This window comes from Amycolatopsis sp. WAC 01376 (assembly GCF_003947415.1).
Taxonomy (GTDB): Bacteria; Actinomycetota; Actinomycetes; order Mycobacteriales; family Pseudonocardiaceae; genus Amycolatopsis.
In genome coordinates this window covers 965,024-985,897 of record NZ_QHKL01000003.1, presented here as the reverse complement: position 1 = coordinate 985,897, position 20,874 = coordinate 965,024, and the positions used below count along the sequence as shown (strand labels likewise).

Annotated in this window: 17 protein-coding genes; 4 read left to right on the top strand and 13 right to left on the bottom strand. The window is 68.4% G+C overall.

The features are described 5' to 3' along the window. Window positions 1–73: 73 nt before the first annotated feature. Complete coding sequence (locus tag DMH03_RS21445; protein ID WP_125793742.1) at window positions 74–2,152, top strand: phosphocholine-specific phospholipase C; 2,079 nt, start codon at window positions 74–76, stop codon at window positions 2,150–2,152. Window positions 2,153–2,650: 498 nt separating this feature from the next. Here DMH03_RS21445 and DMH03_RS21440 read toward each other — a convergent pair whose 3' ends face one another. After that, complete coding sequence (locus DMH03_RS21440; RefSeq protein WP_125793741.1) at window positions 2,651–3,241, bottom strand: hypothetical protein; 591 nt, start codon at window positions 3,239–3,241, stop codon at window positions 2,651–2,653. 151 nt (window positions 3,242–3,392) lie between these two features. Here DMH03_RS21440 and DMH03_RS21435 point away from each other — a divergent pair, with 151 nt between their 5' ends. Further along, window positions 3,393–4,088, top strand: coding sequence for a VOC family protein (locus tag DMH03_RS21435; RefSeq protein WP_125793740.1), 696 nt, complete (start codon window positions 3,393–3,395; stop codon window positions 4,086–4,088). Between the two features lie 178 nt (window positions 4,089–4,266). Further along, on the top strand, window positions 4,267–6,651 hold the full coding sequence (locus tag DMH03_RS21430; protein WP_125793739.1) for a glycosyl hydrolase family 18 protein: 2,385 nt from the start codon (window positions 4,267–4,269) through the stop codon (window positions 6,649–6,651). Window positions 6,652–7,070: 419 nt separating this feature from the next. Here the strand turns inward: DMH03_RS21430 and DMH03_RS21425 are convergent, their stop codons facing one another. From DMH03_RS21425 to DMH03_RS21375, 11 genes are all read right to left on the bottom strand, one after another. Next, window positions 7,071–7,649 (bottom strand): acireductone dioxygenase, encoded by a 579-nt coding sequence (locus DMH03_RS21425; protein ID WP_125793738.1) that lies wholly within the window; start codon window positions 7,647–7,649, stop codon window positions 7,071–7,073. Beyond that, window positions 7,646–8,278, bottom strand: a complete 633-nt coding sequence (gene mtnB / locus DMH03_RS21420) for a methylthioribulose 1-phosphate dehydratase (protein ID WP_125793737.1) — start codon at window positions 8,276–8,278, stop codon at window positions 7,646–7,648. Before mtnB ends, DMH03_RS21425 begins: the two co-directional genes overlap by 4 nt. Continuing rightward, window positions 8,275–8,991, bottom strand: a complete 717-nt coding sequence (gene mtnC / locus DMH03_RS21415) for an acireductone synthase (RefSeq protein ID WP_125793736.1) — start codon at window positions 8,989–8,991, stop codon at window positions 8,275–8,277. The genes mtnB and mtnC overlap by 4 nt, the downstream gene beginning before the upstream one ends. Then, the gene (locus tag DMH03_RS21410; RefSeq protein WP_125794014.1) at window positions 8,988–9,998 is read right to left on the bottom strand and encodes a methylthioribose-1-phosphate isomerase; all 1,011 of its coding nucleotides are present in this window, start codon (window positions 9,996–9,998) and stop codon (window positions 8,988–8,990) included. Before DMH03_RS21410 ends, mtnC begins: the two co-directional genes overlap by 4 nt. After that, complete coding sequence (locus DMH03_RS21405; protein ID WP_125793735.1) at window positions 9,998–11,128, bottom strand: acyl-CoA dehydrogenase family protein; 1,131 nt, start codon at window positions 11,126–11,128, stop codon at window positions 9,998–10,000. Before DMH03_RS21405 ends, DMH03_RS21410 begins: the two co-directional genes overlap by 1 nt. After that, window positions 11,125–11,853, bottom strand: coding sequence for a nucleoside phosphorylase (locus DMH03_RS21400; RefSeq protein WP_125793734.1), 729 nt, complete (start codon window positions 11,851–11,853; stop codon window positions 11,125–11,127). Before DMH03_RS21400 ends, DMH03_RS21405 begins: the two co-directional genes overlap by 4 nt. Beyond that, complete coding sequence (locus DMH03_RS21395; protein WP_125793733.1) at window positions 11,850–12,707, bottom strand: ABC transporter permease; 858 nt, start codon at window positions 12,705–12,707, stop codon at window positions 11,850–11,852. Before DMH03_RS21395 ends, DMH03_RS21400 begins: the two co-directional genes overlap by 4 nt. Beyond that, a complete protein-coding gene (locus tag DMH03_RS21390) occupies window positions 12,704–13,708 on the bottom strand; it encodes an ABC transporter permease (RefSeq protein ID WP_125793732.1) in 1,005 nt (334 codons plus the stop codon). Before DMH03_RS21390 ends, DMH03_RS21395 begins: the two co-directional genes overlap by 4 nt. Further along, on the bottom strand, window positions 13,705–15,222 hold the full coding sequence (locus tag DMH03_RS21385) for an ABC transporter ATP-binding protein (protein ID WP_233611571.1): 1,518 nt from the start codon (window positions 15,220–15,222) through the stop codon (window positions 13,705–13,707). Before DMH03_RS21385 ends, DMH03_RS21390 begins: the two co-directional genes overlap by 4 nt. After that, a complete protein-coding gene (locus DMH03_RS21380; RefSeq protein ID WP_233611570.1) occupies window positions 15,203–16,240 on the bottom strand; it encodes a BMP family ABC transporter substrate-binding protein in 1,038 nt (345 codons plus the stop codon). Before DMH03_RS21380 ends, DMH03_RS21385 begins: the two co-directional genes overlap by 20 nt. A gap of 68 nt (window positions 16,241–16,308) precedes the next feature. Then, the gene (locus tag DMH03_RS21375; RefSeq protein WP_125793731.1) at window positions 16,309–17,886 is read right to left on the bottom strand and encodes a metallophosphoesterase family protein; all 1,578 of its coding nucleotides are present in this window, start codon (window positions 17,884–17,886) and stop codon (window positions 16,309–16,311) included. A gap of 273 nt (window positions 17,887–18,159) precedes the next feature. Between DMH03_RS21375 and DMH03_RS21370 the strand changes: the two genes are divergently transcribed. After that, a complete protein-coding gene (locus DMH03_RS21370; RefSeq protein ID WP_125793730.1) occupies window positions 18,160–19,413 on the top strand; it encodes an HNH endonuclease signature motif containing protein in 1,254 nt (417 codons plus the stop codon). Between the two features lie 272 nt (window positions 19,414–19,685). Here DMH03_RS21370 and DMH03_RS21365 read toward each other — a convergent pair whose 3' ends face one another. Further along, the gene (locus DMH03_RS21365; RefSeq protein WP_125793729.1) at window positions 19,686–20,750 is read right to left on the bottom strand and encodes a hypothetical protein; all 1,065 of its coding nucleotides are present in this window, start codon (window positions 20,748–20,750) and stop codon (window positions 19,686–19,688) included. Window positions 20,751–20,874: the final 124 nt, after the last annotated feature.

Below are 20,874 nucleotides of genomic sequence, written 5' to 3'. Positions count from 1 at the left end.
CGGACCACTCCGGCTGCCGACTCCGAGTCGACCGGTTCTTGTGACGTTCATGTTACTGGGTCAAGGTTCCGGCATGCCTGAACTGTCACGCCGCACGTTGCTGGGCGCCACCGGCGCCGCGGCCGCCACCACCCTTCTCCCGCCGTCCGTGCACGCCGCCATGGCCGAACCCATGCGGCGCGGCGGACTCGACGCCATCGAGCACGTGATCGTGCTGATGCAGGAGAACCGGTCGTTCGACCACTACTACGGCAGCCTGCGCGGCGTCCGGGGCTTCTCCGACGCCCACCCGCTCGAACTGCCGTCGGGGAAATCGGTGTTCGAGCAGCCGAATCCCGCCGGCGGGACGGTGCTGCCCTTCTCGGTGCGCAAGGCGGCCGAACTCGCCGGGCGGAAAGCGGACGACATCCAGTACCTCGGCGACCTCGACCACAGCTGGAACGGCAGCGGCAAGGCGTGGGCGCGCGGCTGGAACAACGGCTGGATCGCGGCGAAGACGCCCGCCACCATGACCTACTACGAGCGCCGTGACATCGCGCTGCAGTACGAACTCGCGGACACGTTCACCATCTGCGACGCCTATCACTGCTCGATCTTCGGCTCGACCAACCCGAACCGGAACTTCCTCTGGACCGGGACCACGGGTTTCGAACCGGGCAGCACGACCAACCGCGCGGTGACGAACGCGGCGTACTCCTACGACCACAAGGGTTACGACTGGACGACGTACCCGGAGCGCATCGAGGCCGCCGGAGTGCCGTGGCAGATCTACCAGGAGTGGGACAACTTCACCGACAACGCCGTCGAGTACTTCTTGCCGTTCAAGAAGGTCGGCACGAAGATCCTCGCTTCGGTCGAGGGGAAGTTCCGCACCACCGAGGAGTTCTACGACGCGCTGCCGAAGAAGACCCCCGAAGAGCGCGCGAAACTGCTGGCGCAGTTCGACGCCGGGGTCGCGAAGCTGACGCCCGCCGAGCGGAACCTGTTCAAAAAGGCCATGTACCGCAGCGAGCCGGAGACGCTGGTCACTCGATTGAAGGCGGACATCCAGGCGCGGCGGCTGCCCGCGGTCAGCTGGCTGGTGCCGTCCGCGAAGGACTCCGAGCACCCCGGCGCGTCCACTCCGGTCGGCAGCGCGAACCTGATCTACCGTGTGCTCGACGCACTGGCGTCCGACCGCGAGACGTGGTCGAAGACGGTGCTGCTGATCAACTTCGACGAGAACGACGGCTATTTCGACCACGTCCCGCCGCCGATGCCGCCGGGGAACGCGGCCGACGACGCGGACCATTTCAACGGCCAGCCGCTCGGCTTCGGGCCGCGCGTGCCGATGACGGTCGTCTCGCCGTGGTCGATCGGCGGCAACGTCGACTCCACCGTGTACGACCACACCTCGGTGCTGCGGTTCCTCGAGCGCTGGACCGGGATCGGCGAGCCGAACATCAGCAAGTGGCGGCGGACCGTCGCGGGCGACCTCACGGGCGCCTTCGACTTCTCGCACGCCGGGCGGCAACCTCGGGTGAACCGGCCCGGTCCCGTTCCCGCGCCGATCAGCCGCTGGCGGCCGTCCGCCCCCGCGGAGCAGAGCCTGCCCGTGGCCGAGCCCGGCAACCGGCCGTCCCGTCCGCTGCCGTACCAGGTGTCGGTGTCCGGCGCGGTGGACAAGTCGGGGAACCTGGCGCTTTCGCTGGCCAACAGCGGCTCGTCGTCCGCGCATTTCGCGCTGTACCCGTACCAGGGCGAATTCGCCGAGCCCGCGCACCGCGACGTCCGCGGCGAGGCGCCGGAACTCGTGCGGCTGGCCGGTGACGAGTACCGCGTGGTCGTCCAGGGACCGAACCGGTCGTGGTGGGAACTGCGCGGGAACCGTCGCGGGGCCGCCGCGGGTGTCGATGTCCGGACGCGCTTCCTGACGTGGCGTTCGGGTGTCGAGTTCAAGCTGTCCAACTCGGGCACTTCGGCGCTGACGCTGCGGCTTTCGTCCTCGCGGCTCACGCGCGTCGTGCGAGTCGGAGCGGGGCGTTCGGTCACCGTGGACTGGCCGGTTTCGGGTGGCTGGTACGACGTGAAGGTCACCGCGGACGGGGATCCGTCGTTCCTGCGGACGCTGACCGCGCGGGTGGAGAACGGGCGGACCGGCGTCTCCTGCTGATCGTTCCGTGAAGGCCTCCTTCCTTGCGCCTAGTGTCCCGAGTTGGAAGTTCGTGTGGTGATTCGGTGTGGTGCCGAAGGCTCTTGTTTCTTGTTTTGTGCGGTGAAGATGCTGCCGGCTGAGGCCGTGAGCATTTCGCTGACTTCAAGGTAGCCAGGATGCCTTCATGGTGAGGTTCCGGACCGACCACAGGAGCCGGCCCGTCTTGAGTGTCCATAAGGGACACTTCCGGGCGGCGATATGTCCGGCTTGTGGATAAATGTGCGGTTTTCAGCGGGGGTCGTGAGTGGCAATGAGCGTTAGAACGCTCATTGCCACTCACGACCCCCGCGCAAAGTACCCAAAATGGACACTATTGCCTGCCCGGCGTCCCTTGTGGACGGTCAAGAGCCCATGACCCCTGGACTAGGCGCGAAACGGCCGGATATCGATACGGATTTACGGCGCGAACTTCCGGTGCAGGACACTAGGTACAGGAAGGGGGCCTTCATGTACTTACTACTGCCGGCGCCGCCGCCAGTACGCGAAGCAGACTGCCGCCAGCAGCGGTCCCCAGAGCAGGAGCGGGGCGTAGGTGAGTTCGAAGAAGGCGAGTTGCCAGCCGTGCAATGACTCCGTGGGGAAGTCGTCCGGCAGGGGATCGCCTTGGAGGGTGAGCCCGGCCAGTGAGGTGGCGTAGGCGGTCGTCCACAGCACGGTCAGGATCGTGGCGCCGAGAGCGGCGGGCACGACGGCGGCGAGGGGCGGTATTTTGCGGCCGCCCAGCAGCGGAATCCAGCGCGGGAGGACCTCCCCCCACTCGGCGATCAGCCCGACCGCGGTGAAGGCGATCAACTCGGAGACAACGGACAACGCGATGACGTACACCGGCCCCGGCAACCACGACGGGAGCTGGCCCGCACCGTGCGTGGCGTCGTCGCCGATGTGGAAGACGACGGTCATGATCCGCCACAGGCCGGAGGGGAGCACGACGAAAGGGATGGCGTAGGCGGCGACCTTGGCCCACCGGGGGACCCCGGGCACCGGGGCGTGTGCTCTGGTCCACGCGGCGCGCAGTCGCCCGGTCGCGGTGGCTTGGTGGACGGTCATACGTACTCCTCGGGGTCCGCTCGCTTGATCGGTTCAACGATCACAGCCGTCCCGGTCCGCGGCGTCCCCCGCCGGATGGAAGCGGGTCCACTCCATGGGGGAACGCGCTTATTCGGTTGCGTGCGGGTCGCCGTCGTTTCTAGCGTCGCTTATGACCGTCACCTTGCACACGCTCTGTTTCGCCGCGCACGACCCGCGGCGTCTCGCCCGTTTCTGGACGGGCCTCCTCGGCTGGGAAACCGACGGCGACACCCTGGTCCCGAACGACGACACCGGCTTCCGACTCGGTTTCGCGCCGACGGAAGAACCGAAAACCCGCCAGAACCAGATGCATTTCGACCTGACGAGCAAGTCCCTCGATGACCAGCGGCGGACGGTCGCGAAGGCGCTCGAACTCGGCGGCAGGCATCTCGACATCGGCCAGCTTCCCGAGGAAGAACACGTGGTGCTCGCCGACCCCGAGGGCAACGAGTTCTGCGTCATCGAGCCGGGCAACGATTTCCTCGCCGAATGCGGTTTCGTCGGCGCGGTGGCGAGCGACGGTTCGCAGGAAGTCGGCTATTTCTGGAGCAAGGCGCTCGACTGGCCGCTGGTCTGGGACCAGGACCAGGAGACCGCGATCCGGTCACCGCACGGCGGCCCGAAGATCACCTGGGGCGGCCCGCCGTTCACCCCGAAAACCGGGCCGAACCGGCTCCATTTCGTTGTGCACGGCCCTGTTTCGGAAGTCGAGCGGCTCGTCGCGCTCGGCGCGACCCCGCTCGGCACCGGCGAGCGCGGTCAGATGGCGATGACGGATCCCGACGGGAACGAGTTTTCGTTCGTGGTGCGGGAAATGGCGGCATAACACGCACCGGATGTGGTCGAGGGTATGGCCACCCCCGGCAAAGCCGGACCTGACGGACCACAGGTACGCTCCGCCGTACGGCACAGGATGGAAATTGGTCTACACCTATTGACGCGCGCCAGGTCAGCGGCCCAAGCTGCTGTGACCGAGGGCCATCTTCCACTGTCGGAGGTTCGGCGTGCCAAGGAGAATCAGGAAACTACTCCCCCTGCTGGCGTCGCTCATCACGCTGGCCGGACTCATGATCGTCGTCATCACCCCGTCCACGTCGAGCGCGGCAGGTCACGAGGACTGTCGTCCCGACGGGCTGTACCGGACACCCGGCGTCGACACCCCCTACTGCACCGTCTACGACACCGCGGGCCGCGAATCCCTGGGAGAAGGGCATTCCCGCCGCGTGATCGGCTACTTCACCAGCTGGCGCACCGGAAAGAACGGTGCACCGGCCTATCTGGTCAACAACATCCCGTGGTCGAAGGTCACCCACCTCAACTACGCGTTCGCCCATGTCGACGCGCAGAACAAGGTGTCGGTCGGCGCGCCGAGCGCGACCAACGAGTCCATCGGCATGGAATGGCCGGGCGTCCCTGGCGCCGAGATGGACCCGTCGTTGCCCTACAAGGGACATTTCAATCTGCTGACCAAGTACAAGAAGCAGAACCCCACCGTGAAGTCGCTGATCTCGATCGGCGGCTGGGCCGAGACCGGCGGCTTCCTCAATCCCGACGGCACCCGCAACGCCTCGGGCGGCTTCTACAAGATGACGCAGACTCAGGCGGGTATCGACGTCTTCGCGGATTCCGTCGTGGAGTTCCTGCGCGCCTACGGTTTCAACGGCGCGGACATCGACTACGAGTACGCGACGTCGGCGAGCTACGCCGGAAACCCGGACGACTACTGGATCGCGCAGTCCAACCGCGGCACCCTCTGGGCGGGCTACGAGAACCTGATGCGCACGCTGCGCGAGAAGCTCGACAAGGCGGGCGCCGCCGACGGCAGGCACTATCTGCTGACGGCCGCCGTGCCCGCGTCCGGCTGGTTGCTGCGCGGTCAGGAGGTCTACGGCGTCACGCGGTATCTCGACTACGCCAACATGATGAGCTACGACCTGCACGGCGCGTGGAACCAGTTCGTCGGGCCGAACGCGGCGCTCTACGACGCCGGCAACGACGCGGAACTCGCGCACTGGCAGGTGTACACGACACCGCAGTACGACGGGCAGGGTTATCTCAACACCGACTGGGCCTATCACTACTTCCGAGGCGCCATGCAAGCCGGCCGGATCAACATCGGCGTCGGCTTCTACACGCGCGGCTGGCAAGGTGTGTCCGGCGGGACGAACGGCCTGTGGGGCAAGGCGCCACTACCGGACCAGAAACAGTGTCCACCGGGCACCGGATCCCAAGTCGGTTCGACGGTGCCGTGCGGTAACGGTGCGATCGGCATCGACAATCTCTGGCACGACCTGGGCCTGGCGGGCGGCGAAGTCCCCGCGGGCGCGAACCCCATGTGGCACGCGAAGAACCTCGAAAACGAGATCACCCCGGACTATCTGGAGGCGTACGGGCTGACCCCGAAGACCGACCCGACGGACCGGGTCTCCGGAAGCTACAACAGGCACTACGACAACACGATGGTGACACCGTGGCTGTGGAACAACGACAAGAAGGTGTTCCTGTCCACTGAGGACGAAGCCTCGCTCGCCACGAAGGCCAAGTACGTGGCCGACAAGGGCATCGGCGGCATCATGATCTGGGAACTGGCGGGCGACTACGCCTTCGACGAGGCCAAGGGCCAGTACTTCATGGGCGACACGCTGATCACGAAGATCAACGACGGCCTGCGCGGCGCCGCCCCGTACGGCAACACCAAGTCGTCGCGTCCCGCGCCGTCGTCGGTGCTGAACGCGAACGTCAACCTGACCGGCTTCGCGCTGGGCGACGCGAACTACCCGATCACCCCGCGGATGCGCGTCACCAACAATTCGACCACCACCATCCCCGGCGGGACGAAAATCGAGTTCGACTACGGCACCAGTGCGCCCGGCAGCATGTCCGACCAGTCCGGTTTCGGCCTGACGGTCACGAGCAAGGGCCACAGCGGGCCCAACGTCGGCGGGATGAAGGGAGACTTCCAGCACGTCGCGGTCACCGTGCCGACCTGGCAGAACATCGCGCCGGGCGCGACGGTCGAGATCCGGCTGAACTACTACATGCCGATCGCGTCGCCGTCGAACTTCACGTTCACCTTCGGCGGGACGACGTACGCGATCGCGTCGGACCACCCGCGTGGCGGCGGTGCCCCGCCGACATCCACCACACCCACCACGACCACCGGTACGACGACCACCACCACGACCAGTCCGACGACGACGACGCGGACGACCACCACCACCCCGACGACGACCACCACGGTGCCGTCCGACGCGTGGAAGCCGAACACCGACTACGCCACCGGTGCTCGCGTGACCCACAACGGCGCGGCGTACGTATGCCGTCAGGGCCACCGGTCCCTGCCCGGCTGGGAGCCGCCGAACGTGCCTGCCCTCTGGACCCCCGCCTGACAGAGCCCGGCAGCGCGCTAGGAACGGTCCTTTCCTTGCGAATTTCGCAAGGAAAGGACCGTTCATGGCGTCGGAACTTCCGCTGAGACCGACGCGATCGGCATTCCGTGAAGGCCTCCTTGAGGGACTCTGGGTCCCTCAAGGAGGCCTTCACGGCTCGGAGGTGTCCACGGGACGCCACGCGAAGGCGAAATGCCCGCTTTGTGTACTTTAAGTGACTTTACGCAGGGGTCGTGAGTGGCAATGAGGGCTAGAGCGAACCGTGTTCTAGGTACCTACGGCGGGCGGGCAGGGAGCCCTCCGAGGCAGACGGGCGGGCAGGAACGCCACCTGGAGTCTCAGTGCTACAGCGACTGCGCGTGAAGGTCGAGTTCCTCGGCTCAGCCGACGAACTCGACCTTCATGTCTTCCCCAAAGCGTCAGTAGCGCCCCGCGGTCAACGTGTCGAAGTCCGGGAACTCCCCCGCCAGCGTCGCGCCGGTGAAGTTGCCGACCCAGCCGCCGTCGTCGTGGAAGAACCGGATGGACACGTAGTCGGGCCGCGTGCCCATGTCGAACCAGTGCGTGGTGTTCGCGGGCACGCTCAGCAGGTCTCCCGCCTCGCACAGCACCGCGTACACCTTGCCGCCGACGTGCAGGTAGAACACGCCGGACCCACGCGCGAAGAAGCGGTCTTCGTCATCGTCGTGCGTGTGCTCGGCGAGGAACTTCTGCCGGGCTTCGGCGGCTTCGGCCGCCCAGCCGGGCTCGTCGGACGGGGTCATGCGGACGGCGTCCACGAAGGTGTAGCCCTCGGCCGCCGAAACCTTGCCGATCGGCTCCTCGTAGGCGGCCAGCACCTGCTCGGGCGTCACGTCGCGCGGCAGGTCCGGGACGAGGTCCCAGCGTTGGAACCGGACACCGAGCCGCCCCAGTTCCCCGGTGATCACGGCCGGATCCTCGGTCCTGAGCGCGATCTCGTCGGGCCGGTCGTCCGGCCACACCGTCAGCAGGGTCATCGCACTCCCCTTTCTCGACCGACAAGTCTTGTCTCTACCCGGAACCGGAGCAACCACTCCAAACATTCCAGACGGTGGCGAGCGTGGCGCAGGTCATCGCCCCAGACGTAGATCCCGTGCCGCGCGACGATCACCGCCGGCGTGTCCGCCCGGAAGCCCGCCTCGAACGCGTCGCCGAGGACTCGCATGTCCTGGCCGTTGGCGATCACCGGGATCGTCACCAGGTCGTCGTGCGCGGCCCGGCCGAAACCCTTGAGCATCTCCAGGTCCCGCAGTTCGACGCCGTCCGGCCAGTGTTCGGCGGCCACCACCGGCGCGAGCGCGTGCACGTGGATCACCGCGCCCGCATCCGACACCGCCGCGATCCGGGCATGCAGGCCCGCCTCGGCCGACGGCACCTTCTCCGGATGCGGCTGGTCGGCGACGGCCAGCCCGTCCTCGCCGACCACCACGACGTCGTCGCTGGTCAGCTCGCCCTTGTCCCGGCCGCTGACGGTGACGGCGACCCGCAGCGGATCGCGGCCGAGCACCACCGAGAGGTTGCCCGACGTGCCCCGCATCCAACCCAGCCCGGCGAACCGCGCGGACTCCTCGGCCAGCGCGCGTCCGGCGAGTTCCAGCGTGCTCATCGAGGGACGACCTTCACCTCGTCGAACGTCCGGATCGTCCGGTGCGTCCCGAAATCCGCGTCACCGAACGGCTCACCCTCGCGAGCGAGGCCGACGGTCTGCCAGCCGTCGGCGGCGGCCCCGTCGAGTTCGGCCGGGACGTCGGAGAAGAACACGATGTCACCCGGCTCGGCCTCCAGCGCGGAGGCGATCGCGCGATACGACGGCGCCTCACGCTTCGGCCCGGCGTTGACGGTGTCGAAATGCTTCTCGAACAGGCCGGTGACGTCGCCGTCGGTGGTCCGCGAGAACGACGCGACCTGCCCCGCGACCGAGCCGGACGAGAACACCGCGAGCCGCAGCCCGGACTCGTGCCACGACCGCAGCGCCGGGGCGACGTCACCGAAGAACTCCGTCGTGAGATCGCCTTCGGCATACCCCTGCTGCCAAATGAGGCCTTGCAACGTCTTCAGCGGCGCGATCTTCTGGTCCGCGTCCATCCAGCCGTGCAGCACCCGCACGACGTCCACTGTGGACGCGTCCGCCGGGAGCCCGCCGAGTTCCTTGATCCGGGCGACGGCACCGGCGACCTCGGGGTCGTCCGGGTGCTCGTCGATCCACGGGCCCAGCCGCGGACGCGCGTAGTCGTAGAGGGTCACATGCACGTAGCTGGTGGCGGTCAGCGTGCCCTCGATGTCGAGGACCACCCATCGGGCGGTCAGCGTTGCGGTCACTGGTTCGCTTCCCCTTCTGCGTAGTACTCGCGGAGCCGCCGGGGTTCGAAGGCCCCGCGGTCGGTCACCACCGAGGTCACGAACCGCGGTGGTGTCACGTCGAAGGCCGGATAGTGGCCCCGCACGCGTTCGCTCGCGACTCGGTGGCCGAGCGCGCTCAGCACCTCGTCGCCGTCGCGGTATTCGATCGGCACGTCGGCGCCGGTCGGCGCGGCCTGGTCGGGTGCCTGGACCATCGCGTGGAACGGCACGCCGAACGCCTCCGCCGCCACCGCGAGCCCCAGTGTGCCGATCTTGTTGACGACGTGGCCGTCCATGGTGACCCGGTCGGCCGCGGTCACCAGCGCGCCGACCTCGCCGGACGACAGCACCGCGGCGCCCATCCCGTCCGTGATCAAGCGGGTGTCGGCGCCCATCTCGGCGAGCGTCTCGGCGGTCAGCCGCGCGCCCTGCAGGTACGGCCGGGTTTCCGTGCAAAGAAAGGAGAACTCCTTGCCCTGCCGTCGCGCGGCCAGCACGAATTCGACCAGGTACAGATCCGCCCAGCAATGCGTCAGCACGGTCGCCCCGCCCGGCACCAGTTCCGCCGTGTACTCACCCAGCGCACGGCTGCGCGACCGATACAATTCGTCACCTGCTTGCGCACCGGCCGTCGCGGCCTCGACGAGATCGCCTGCCGATTTGTCCACTTCGGACAGTACGGCGGAGACGGCCTTGCGCAGGTGGTTGTTGGTCTTGCGGGTCGCGACGATCCGCTCCCCCGCCCGCTCCAGGTACGCCCGCGGGTCCGCGAACCCGGACGCCTCCCGCGCCGCGAGCACCATCGCGCCCAACGCGGCGAAATACGGCCCGGAAGACTGCGTGACCATCTCTTCGATGGCCACCGCGACCTCTTCCGAAGTCCGGCACAGCACCCATTCCCGTTCGAACGGGAACACCCGGCGGTCGAGGATGTGCACGCCTTCGTCGTCGAGGCGGACGCTTTCGGCGAGGATCGGCAGCGTCATCAGCTGTACCCCGAAAGGCATGGCGGGATCCCGTTGAGGAAGTGGTCGCCGACCTCGCGAGCCTTGTAGGTCACGGGGTCGTGCAAGGTCAGCGTGCGGGCGTTGCGCCAGAAGCGATCGAAGCCGTACTTCGTCGCGGTGGCTCGCGCGCCGGTGAACTCGAAGACCTTGCTCGTGGTCTCGACGGCGGTCCGGCTCGCGACGATCTTCGCCGACGAGATCGCGATCGCCGCTTCGGCACGCTCGGCCGGGGTCAGCTCGAACCCGCGCTCGTCGGCCTCGCCGAGGGCGGAAACCGCGGCGTCGACGGCGAATCCTGCTGCTCGCGCCGTCGCGACCAGCTCGCCGTATCCGGCCAGGATGTACGGATCCTGTGTCGCTTTGTCCACATCGGACAGTGTCCAGGGCCGCGCGGTCTCACGGGTGTACACCGCGGCCGCGTCCAGCGCGCCGAACGCGAGGCCGACGTACACCTGCGCGAGCATGAGCTGGAAGCCGATCGCCGCCAGGGAGATCCGGGGCACCTTCGGATCCGACTGGTCCTCCGGCTGGGTGCCGAGCACGTCGTCGGCGGCGATCCGGACGGCGTCGAACCGCACCGCGCCGCTCGCGGTGAGCCGCTGGCCGATGTTGTCCCATTCACCGGGGAAGGTGATCCCGTCGGCCCGCGCGTCGACGACGAACGTCAGCTTGTCGCCGTTGTCCGTCCTCGTCGCGCTGACCACCAGGCGGTCGGCGACGGCCGCGCCGGTGGCGAAGGTCTTGGTGCCCTCGACGGTGAACCCGCCGTCGATCGGGGTCAGGAGCAGTGCCGCGTCGAGCGGGTTGCTCACGCCAGCCCAGAACCAGCCCGGTTCGCTCGCCGCACGCGGCCCGAACAGGCCGGTGCGCCACAGCTGCAGGTAGTGGTAACCGAGGAGGTGCCCGACGGAGGCGTCGGCGGCGGAGACGATCCGGGTGGCCTCGTTCGCCGCCGCCCAGCCGGCGGTGCCGAGCAGGGGCAGGAGCCCGGACTCGCGCAGCAAGCCGACTTCCTCGACCGGGAGACGCCCGGCGAGGTCCCGCTCGGCCGCGTCCGCCGCCAGGGTGCTCGCCAGCTCGTGCGCCGCTTTTCGCCACACTTCGGTCATTCCGCCCCTTCCACCTCGATCAGCGCGTCGAGCGCCACGCGGGTCGCCCTCGCCACCCCGGCGGCCACGACGTCGCGATGCGGGTCGTAGGCCGACGGGTCGGGGTGCTCGGGCCGCGCGTCGCCGTCGATCACGAGCACACCACCGGCCCGCAGGCCGCGCAATGCCGCGAACACCAGCAGCGTGGAGAGTTCCATCTCAATGGCGATCACCCGCGCGGCCAGGTACTCGGCCATCGGGAGGGTGAGCACCAGCGGGCTGAACGCGGCCCGCGTCCACACCACGCCCCGGTGCGCGTCCGGTGCCTCGCGGCTCAGCGCCACGACGACCTCCGGCGTGGCGAACGCCGGGTACTCGGGGTGGATCAGCTGCTGGGTGACGCCGTCGTCGCGGACGTCGTCCTCGGCGATGACGAGGTCGCCGTCGGTGATCCCCTCGGCCAGCGAACCGGCGGTGCCGAGCCGGAGGAAGGTCCGGACGCCCGCCTCGGCCAGCTCACCGAACTGGCACAACGCGCCGGGCCCGCCGACTCCGTGCGACGACACGACGACCGGGACGCCCTTCCAGGTGCCGGTGTAGGTCCGGTACTCGCGGTTCTGCCCGACGAGAGCGGAGTCCACCAGCGACTCGGCCACCGCCGTCGCGCGGTCCGGATCACCCACGACGAGGGCGCGCGGCGGCAGTCCGTGCCGGGGGATCTTGGTGATGGGCAGGACGTCGCTCACGCGGGCTGTCCCTTCTTCCGCTTGAGATTCGACAGGAACAGCGCCACGAGCGTGACGACGTACGGAGCGGCGTCGGTGGCCTGCTGCGGCAACCCGATGCCCTGAAGCCGGAAGCCGAACGCCTCGGCGAGGCCGAACAGCAGCGCCGCGAGCAGCACCCCCAGCGGATGCGCGCGGCCCAGCATGACCGCCACGACGGCGATCCAGCCGCGGCCCGCGGTCATGTTCTCGGCGAAGAGCGTCACCGAGCCCAGCGCCAGTTGCGCGCCGCCGAGACCGCACAGCGCTCCCCCGGCGAGGATCACCCCGTAGCGGTACTTCGTCACGTTGACGCCGAGGCTGGAGGCGGCCTCCGGGCGCTCGCCGACGCCGCGCAGCCGCAGGCCCCACGGATGCCGGTACAGCAGGACCGCGAGCGCGGGCACGGCCAGCCAGGACAGGTAGACCAGCAACGACTGCCCGGGAATCGGCCCGAACTGGCCCAGCCCCTGCAAGGAGGGGTCGCTGAACGAGCCTTCGGTGCCGAACACGGTGCGAATGAGGAAGCTCGTCAGGCCGACCGCGAGCAGGTTGCTCGCGACGCCCAGCACGATCGGGTCACCGTCGAAGGTGATCGAACCGATCGCGAGGATCAGCGAGTACGCCGTCGCCGCGATCACCGCCACGACCACCCCGATCCAGGCGCTGCCGGTGTACCAGCTCCCGGCGACGGCGCCGAAGCAGCCGACCAGGAGCGAGCCCTCGAGCGAGATGTTGAAGACCCCGGCCCGCTGGCACAGCGCGCCCGCGAGCGCGGCGAACAGGATCGGTGTCAGCGCGGTGAGCGCCGAGGAGAACAGACTCGCGTCGATCATGCCCGCTTCCCCTTCCGCTTGAAGACCCCCGAGGCGGCCGCGAGGAAGATGATCAGCACCGCCTGCAGGACCGCGGTCAGCTCGCGCGGGACCTGGGTTGCCCGTTCCATCGCGAAGCCGCCGCTGGTCAGCGCCGCGAAGAACACCGCCGCGAGCAGGGTCCCGAGCGGGCTTGCCCCGGCGAGCAGTGCCGCGAGCAGGCCGATCCAGGTGTACTGCGGCGTGATCAGCGCGCCGTCGATGAACCGGTACGGGAAGCCGAGGACGGCGATCGCGCCGACCAGTCCGGCCGTCCCGCCCGAGGCGGCCAGCAGCCGCAGCGTGAGCTTCGGCCGGTCGATCCCGGCGTAGGCGGCGAACCGCGGCGCCCAGCCGGTCACCTTGGTCTCGAAACCAGCGGGCGTGCGGGCGTCGATCACGGCGTGGACCGCGATCACCGCCACCACCAGGAAGATCCCGGTCGTCACGCCGTCGATTTCGGGCAGGCGCGCGCCGTCGGGCAGTTGCGGGCTCTGCGGCAGGCTGGACCCGGCGTCCTTCAACGGGAACCGCACCAGATACCCGGCGAGCGACATCGCCGGGTAGCTCAGCAGCAGCGTGCTGATCAGCAGCGGGACGCCCAGGCGGTTCTCGCAGACCGCGGCCAGCGCGGCGTACGCGGCTCCGGCGAGGATGCCAGCGAGCAGCGCCAGGATCACCTTGACCGGCCCGGGACCGGGCACGTACAGGCCGACGGCGAGCGCGCTGACCGCGCCGAGCACCAGCTGTCCCTCACCGCCGAGGTTCACCATGCCGGCGCGCAGCGGAATCGCGAGCGCGGTCGCCATCCCCGCGACGGGGACGGCGTAGGCCAGGGTGTCGCCGATGCCGTCGGGGCCGAACGCGCCGGAGACGATCGCGCCGTACGCGGCCAGCGGATCGGTCCCGGTGGCCAGCAACAGGATCGCGCCGAGGACGAGCGCCGCGGCGACCGGGACGGCGACGAGACGGACGCGGGTCATCCGGCACCTCCGGCCATCGCGAGGCCGATCGTGTGCTGATCGGCCTCGTCCTTGGTGAACTCCGCGACGATCCGGCCTTCGAACAGCACCAGCACGCGGTCCGACAACGCGAGGATCTCGCTGAGTTCGGCGGAGATCAGCAGGACGGCGTGCCCGGCGTCGCGATGGGCGACGAGCCGGGCGTGGATGTTCTCGATCGCGCCGACATCGACGCCTCGGGTGGGCTGCTCGACCAGCAGGAACGGCGCGTCGTGGGTGAGCTCGCGGCCGAAGATCGCTTTCTGCTGGTTGCCGCCGGACAGCGTGCCCATCGCGGCGCCGGGGCCGGACGCGCGGACGTCGTAGTCCTCGATGATCGCCGACGCGTGCTCGTCGATCGCCTTGCGCCGCAGGAATCCCTTGCGCACCAAGGGACGCTTGCGATGGAACCCGACGGCGAGGTTCTCCCGGAGGCCCGCCGTGGGCGCCGAGCCGACCTCGGCGCGATCTTCCGGGACATGGGCGAGCCCGGCGTCCCTGCGCGCGCGGACCGACAGGCCATCGAGAGACTGTCCATTGAGGACGATGGTGCCGCCGGTCTTCCGGAGACCGGTGATGGCATCGGAGAGCTCAGCCTGCCCGTTGCCCGCGACCCCGGCGACGCCGACGATCTCCCCCGCGCGCACGGTCAGGGAAACGTTGTCCAGCAACGGTTTTCCTTCCGCTCCGGGAGCGGTCAGGGAACGGGCTTCGAGGACGGTGTCCCCTGGTGTCCCGGCCGGGTGCACGCGGTCGAGGTCGACCACGCGTCCGGTCATCGCCGCGGCGAGCCCGGCGGCCGTCTGGTCCGCGGTGCGGCCGCGGGCACTGACGCGGCCGTCCCGCAGCACCGTGACGTGGTCGCTGACGGCGAGGACCTCCTGGAGCTTGTGCGACACCAGCAGAATCGTGCGATCCTCGGCGGCGAGGGCACGCAGCACACCGAACAGCCGCTCGGTTTCGGGCGGGGTCAGCACGGCGGTGGGTTCGTCGAGGATCAGCACGCCGGCCTCGCGGTACAGCAGTTTGAGGATCTCGACGCGCTGCCGGAGCCCGACCGGCAGATCGCGGACCCGGTCGCCCGGCCGCAGCCGCAGTTCGTGTCGTTCGATCAGCTCGCTGACACGGGCCGTCGCCGCCTTGCGGTCCAGCAGGCCACGGCGGGTCGGCTCGCTGCCGAACACGACGTTCTCGGTGACGGTGAGCTCGCCGAACAGCGCGAACCCCTGCTGCACCATGCCGACACCGGCGTCGATGGCCTGCGCGGGCGAGCCGAAGGAGACTTCCTCGCCGTGCAAGGAGATCGTGCCCTCGTCGGGCCGGTGCAGACCGTAGAGCACGGACATGAGCGTCGATTTGCCCGCGCCGTTCTCGCCCATCAGGGCGTGGATCTCGCCGCTGCCGACGTCGAGGTCCACGTGGTCGTTCGCGAGCACTCCGGGGAACCGCTTGACGATCCCCCGGAGCGAGACGGCGTCAGGATTTGGCGGGGTCATCGACGACGATCGCGCCTGAGATGATCTGGTCCCGCAACTCGCCGACCTTGGCCAGCACGTCGGGGCGGCTCGCGACGACGCACTGCGACGTCGCCGCGTCCGGCTCCAGCCCGGTCAGGGAGATGCCCTTCTCCTTGACGCCATAGGACTTCGTCTCGCCGGTCTTGCCGCCGAGGATCGCCTCGACCCCGTCGCCCACGACGACGTTGGTGCGCTTGATGACGTTGTCCACGACCTGGCCCGGACTGGCCGGGCACTGGTTGGCGTCGACGCCGAACGCGAAGAACTTGCCCTGTTTCGCGGCCTCGAACACGCCGAGGTTGCCCGCCGCGGAGGCCGCGCCCATGACGTGGTCGACGCCCTGGCCCGCCAGGGTGGTGGCCAGCGCCTTCGCGCGGGCCGGGTCGTTGAACGGGTTCGCTCCGCCGATGAACAGCGGGGCCAGCGTGGTGCCGGGTTTGGCCTTCTCCGCGCCCTGGCCGAACGGGATCGAGTACCGGCGGAACTGGGGCGTGTCGAGCACGACGACCGCGCCGACCTTGCCGGACTTGCTCAGCAGCCCGGCTTCGGCACCGGCGAGGTAGCTGCCCTCGTGCTCGCGGAACACCGCGCAGGTGACGTTCGGGAACGGTTTGGTGGTGCAGGAATCCACGAACAGGAACTTCTGCTCGGGATTGCGCTCGGCCTCGGCCGCGATCGCGTCGGCGAAGTTGAAGCCGACGGCGACGATCACGGCGGGCTTCTCGCGCACCGCGGCCGCGAGATTCTGCTGGATCGATGCCGGATCGGTGCTCTGATACACCTTCTGCGTCCCGTTGTGCTTCTTGGCCGAGTCCTCGATGCCCTGGACGGCGAGCTTGAGGAAGTCGTTGACCCCGACCGGGCTCGGCGTGATCAGGACCAATGCCGGCCCGGCGGCGTTTTGCGCGGCCGGGTCCTTGGCCGAGGCGTTGCACGCGGCGAGGAGCGTGACGGCGGAAACGGCCATGACGGCCCGCAGGAGGGTTCTCGGCGACATGTCCCGGACTGTATGTCGCCGGTCCACGATATGACACCGATTCCCACCATGCGGAACCGTGTAGGTCGTTATACGTCGCCCGGATCTGCCCCGAGCACACTCCCGTGCCGCGAACGGTGGAGACCGGCGGTGCGGCGCAGGGTGAACCGGTCGATCTCGGCGCCGTCGTTGCGGAGGGTCCGCACGGTCAGCGTCGTCCGGCGGCCGGGCCAAGCGGGCTCGACGTCGATGGCGAGGAACGAGTATCCGGTGTAGCGCACCCGCGACCAGGACACGGTCTCGGTCACCTTCTCGCCGCCCTTGACCCAGTGGTACGACTCGAACTCCCCCGCGAACGTGTCGGGCACCGGGAAGCTGTAGAGGCTCTTCCCGCCGCCACCGCAGGTCGCGTACACGGTGCCGTCGCGATCCGGCTCGGCTGTGTCGCCGATCCTGACCTCACGGATCACCTTGCCGCCGCGCAGGGCGTCGGTCCGCTCGTAGATGTGGTTGTGCCCGTTGATCACGAGGTCGACCCGGAACTCGTCGAACAGCGGGACCCATTGCTCACGGACGCCGCCCTCGGACGCGTGCTGGTTCGTCGTCGAGTAAGCACAGTGATGGAAGAACACCACGACGAAGTCGACGTCCGGCTGCGAGCGCAGATACCGCAGGCGCCGCTTGAACCACGCCGTCTGGGAGCCGTGCGAGTAGCCGAGGTTCGCCGGGATCTCGTAGGAGACGTCGTTGGCGTCGAGCGAGATCACCCCGACGTTGCCGTAGATGAACGAGTACACGCTGGGACAGTCGTGCGGGCCGCCGCCGGGGAAATCCCAGCGCTTGAGCTGCCCGCCGTAGCCGTCCGGGGAGTAGAGGGCCTCCATGTCGTGATTGCCGGTGGTGACCATCCACGGCACCGACGCCGCGACGCCCTCGATCTGGCGGTAGTAGGCGTCCCAGACCTTGGGGTCGAAAAGGTCGTGCCCCGCGTCGGGCTTGGACCCGGGCGGCTTGCCCGCACCACTCGGGTCGGCGTACGCGATATCGCCGGCCAGCAGGTGAAAGCGCGGATTCTGGCCCGCGACGGCACCGTCCTGCGCGAGCGCCGTCGTCGAGACCCCTTGGTCCCCGAACGCGGTGAACGTGAACTTGCCGGCCGGAACACCCCGCGCGGGCGCGGTGGTGAACGTCGAGATCGCGGCAGGCCCGCCGTCACCCGACGCCGGGTCGAAACCCTCGTGCCCGACGGCGTACCGGTAGGTGTGGCCGGGCCAGAGGTGATCGGCCTCGGCGTGCAGGTAGTACTGGTCGTACGGCGCGATGACCCCGGCGACCTCCGAATGCAGCGCGCGGACCTCGGCCGGAATCCGATGACTCCAGCCGCCATGACCGTCGGCGATCCGCAGGAACGGCTTCCGCACCGGCGCCGGCACCTGCCACGCGACCCGCATCGACGTCCGCGGATTCCGGCCGAACGCCAGATGCCGCCCCGCCGGGACGACCTTGTCGCCGTCGGCGTACGCGGTGCCCTGCAAGAGAAGCGGCCCGGCGGCGAGGAGGGCACCGGTTCCTTTCAGCATCGAGCGTCGGCTCAGGTACTCGTGTTGTTCGGCCATCGTGAGGTGCGAGGCCAGCGCGTCGGGCACACCGACCCTGGGGATTTCCATGCGCGGGATACTCGCCGACGCAGATGTTCGGCTCGCGACGGTGAAACGAACGGGAGTGGTCGAGCTGCCCAGGGCCGGCCCAAGGAACTCTCAAGCGGGCTTTACTGTTCCGGTCTTCTGAATGGGCGAGCGCATTTAGTCGACTAACTGCGGCACACTTTATTTGCGTAGCCTCCATGCGAGAGATCATCACCCTTCAGTGTTGTTCGCGCGTTTGTTCTGTTGCTTAAAATTACGAACGCTTGTTCAATTGTTTTGCGGTATTCTTGTGGGGTGTCCGAGACTTTCCTTCCCGAGTTGCCGCAGGAACTGTGGCGTGCCGGCAAGCTTGAGCTTGCCCATGGCGTGCAGCAGTCTCTGCGGGTGATTCGGATGGCCACTGCCGGACTGGGGCGATACCTGGCGGAGATCGAGTCTCGTGGCGTCAAAGACTTATACGGCTATGGCCGCACGGATAAGTGGTTCGCCGATATTGCGGGATTGTCGGTTGGTGAGGCGCGTGCGGTGGTGAATCGGGCAATCGCATTGAACCCCACCCGAGCGTTGGACGGCACCGAGGTTCCGCCTGTGGCTCCCGCGACCGCCGCGGTGGCGGCGGAGGGGTTGGTCGGGGATGAGCGGATCGACCAGATCCTGGAGATCTTGAAGAACCTCCCGCCCGACACCTCCGCTGAGGATCGGGCGAGTGCGGAGAAGATCCTCGCCAATCTCGCCCGGGATGCCGGTCCCCGCCAGCTCGCCGACGCCGAAGTGAACCTCCTCGCCTGGCTGGACCCTGACGGCAATGAACCGAAGGATCCCGAGCCCAAGGAACCGCGACGGGAAATCACCCTGGAGCGCCGCAAAGACGGTTACTGGAAACTCACCGGCCTTCTCGACGATGAGACCGGTGCTCGCACCGCGGCGGCTCTGGAGGCGTACGCCCAGCCGCGCCCAGTCGACGAGTTCGGCCAAGCCGACCTGCGGATGAAATGCGAACGCATGGGCGACGCCTGGGTCGACATCCTCGACCTGGCGATCGCCTGCCCGGACCAGCCCGGCACCAGCGGCTACCGCACCCTGCTGCATGTCACCATCGGCCTCGACGAGTTGAAGTCCGGCCTCGGGACCGCGTGCCTCGACTTTGTCGGGACGATGACCGCCCGCGAGGCCCGGCTCGCGGCCTGCGACTGCCTGATGCTGCCGGTCGTGATGAGCGCCGCCGGAGAACCCCTCGATGTGGGGCGGCTGCGACGGTTCGTCACCCCCGGCCAACGCCGGGCGTTGAACATCCGGGATGGCGGCTGTGCGTTCCCCGGCTGTCATCGGCGGCCCAAGAACTGTCACGCTCACCATATTCATCACTGGGCAGACGGAGGGCCTACGGATCTCCGGAATCTCGTGCTGCTGTGCGGATTCCACCACCGGCTGATTCACCACGGCGACTGGGAAGTACGGATGGCGGGCGACGGGTTACCGGAGTTCATTCCACCCCAATACCTGGACCCGCTCCGAAAACCCCGGCGCAACACCCTCCACCACCGCTGAACCCGAGGAGCCCGCCAGCCACACCGGCGACGGGCCCCTCGGCATGCAAAACTGTGATTGAAGTACATGAAGGCCCCCTTCCTTGCGCCTAACGCAAGGAAGGGGGCCTTCATGTACTTGGCAAAGGCGGGAAGGTCGAGATTCCTCGGCTGCGCCGAGGGAAGGAGGCCTTCACGCACCCGTTGTGACAGGCGGTGTCAGTGAGGCTCGTGGGAATGCTCGGACTTCGGCCACAGCACTCGCCCCATCGCCGCGACCCACCAAGACACAAGTCAGGACTTGTCCGCCGCAGCCGCAGCGAAAATGTCCGTTTCCAGGAAGACTCGCCACTGGGCGGGAGATTCGCTTTGCAACGCCCGATAAGCGGCCGCCTGGACCTGACTCCCGGACTTCGCCCTGTTCCAGATCTCGCGGACCAAAGGACCTTCCTGGAGATACCTGGCGTACCCGGCCTCGATACCGACGACGGCTGCGGCGCGGACCTTGATGGCGTCCACCTTGTCCTTGGCCGCGGCCTCGAAGATGCCGGTGTCGATGAAAGCCCGCCACTGCTCCGGCGTCCGGCTGAGGTAGGCCCGGTACCACACCTCGGAGTCCTGAGGCACCAGGTCGCCGGTCACGATCTGCTGCACGAAGTACTCGTCCGTCAGCTGTGCGGCCAAGGCCGGGTCCATGCCGACGACGGCGGCCGCCTTCACCCGCGCGTCGCGAAGCTTCTTTTCCGCGGCTTCCTTCTCGGCCGCTTCCTTCGCCGCGTCCACATCACGCTGGTGCTCGACGAAGATCCCGCGAACGATGAATTCCTTCTGCTCCGCCGGCGTTCCGCTGTAAACGGTGCCCGCGGCGGACCGCACGAACGATCCCCTGGCGGCCCGTTCCCACAACGCGAAGACGAAGTTCTTGTCGTCCTGGGCCAGCAGGATCGTGGTCAGCTCGAAACCGAGCAGCGTGGCGGCGGGCTGCCGCTCCGTGCGCCGGGCCTGATAGACCGCTTCCCGGTCCAGATCCCGTTGGCGCGCCTCGTAGATCCCGGTCGCGAGGAACAACGAGGTCCACCCGCCGTTGTAGGCGTCGAGTGCCGCGAACTGAACCTCCCGCGCGGTCTCGCCTCGCAGCTTCGCGGCCCGGTAGATCTCGTAGACGAAGTCGCGTTCACTGAGGCGCAGCAGTTCCGGAGTAATCGCGAGCCCGACGACGGCGGCCGCGTTGGTGCGCAACTCTTCCGGCGTCTGCGCCGCGGCGGACGAGGCCCCGGCCGGAGCGGCGGTCGCCACCGCGGGGGCGAGAACACCGGTCATCACGGTCACCGCGGCGAGAGCGGCGACGGAGGACGCCATCAAGCCGCGAACTTTGGACTTACCGATAGTCATCATAGTTGAGGCTGTCAGTTTCGTGCTGCTCGCCGAGATGGTCGAGCACGAGGAATCCCCCACCCAGATCGACAACCCGGTGATCCCCCAG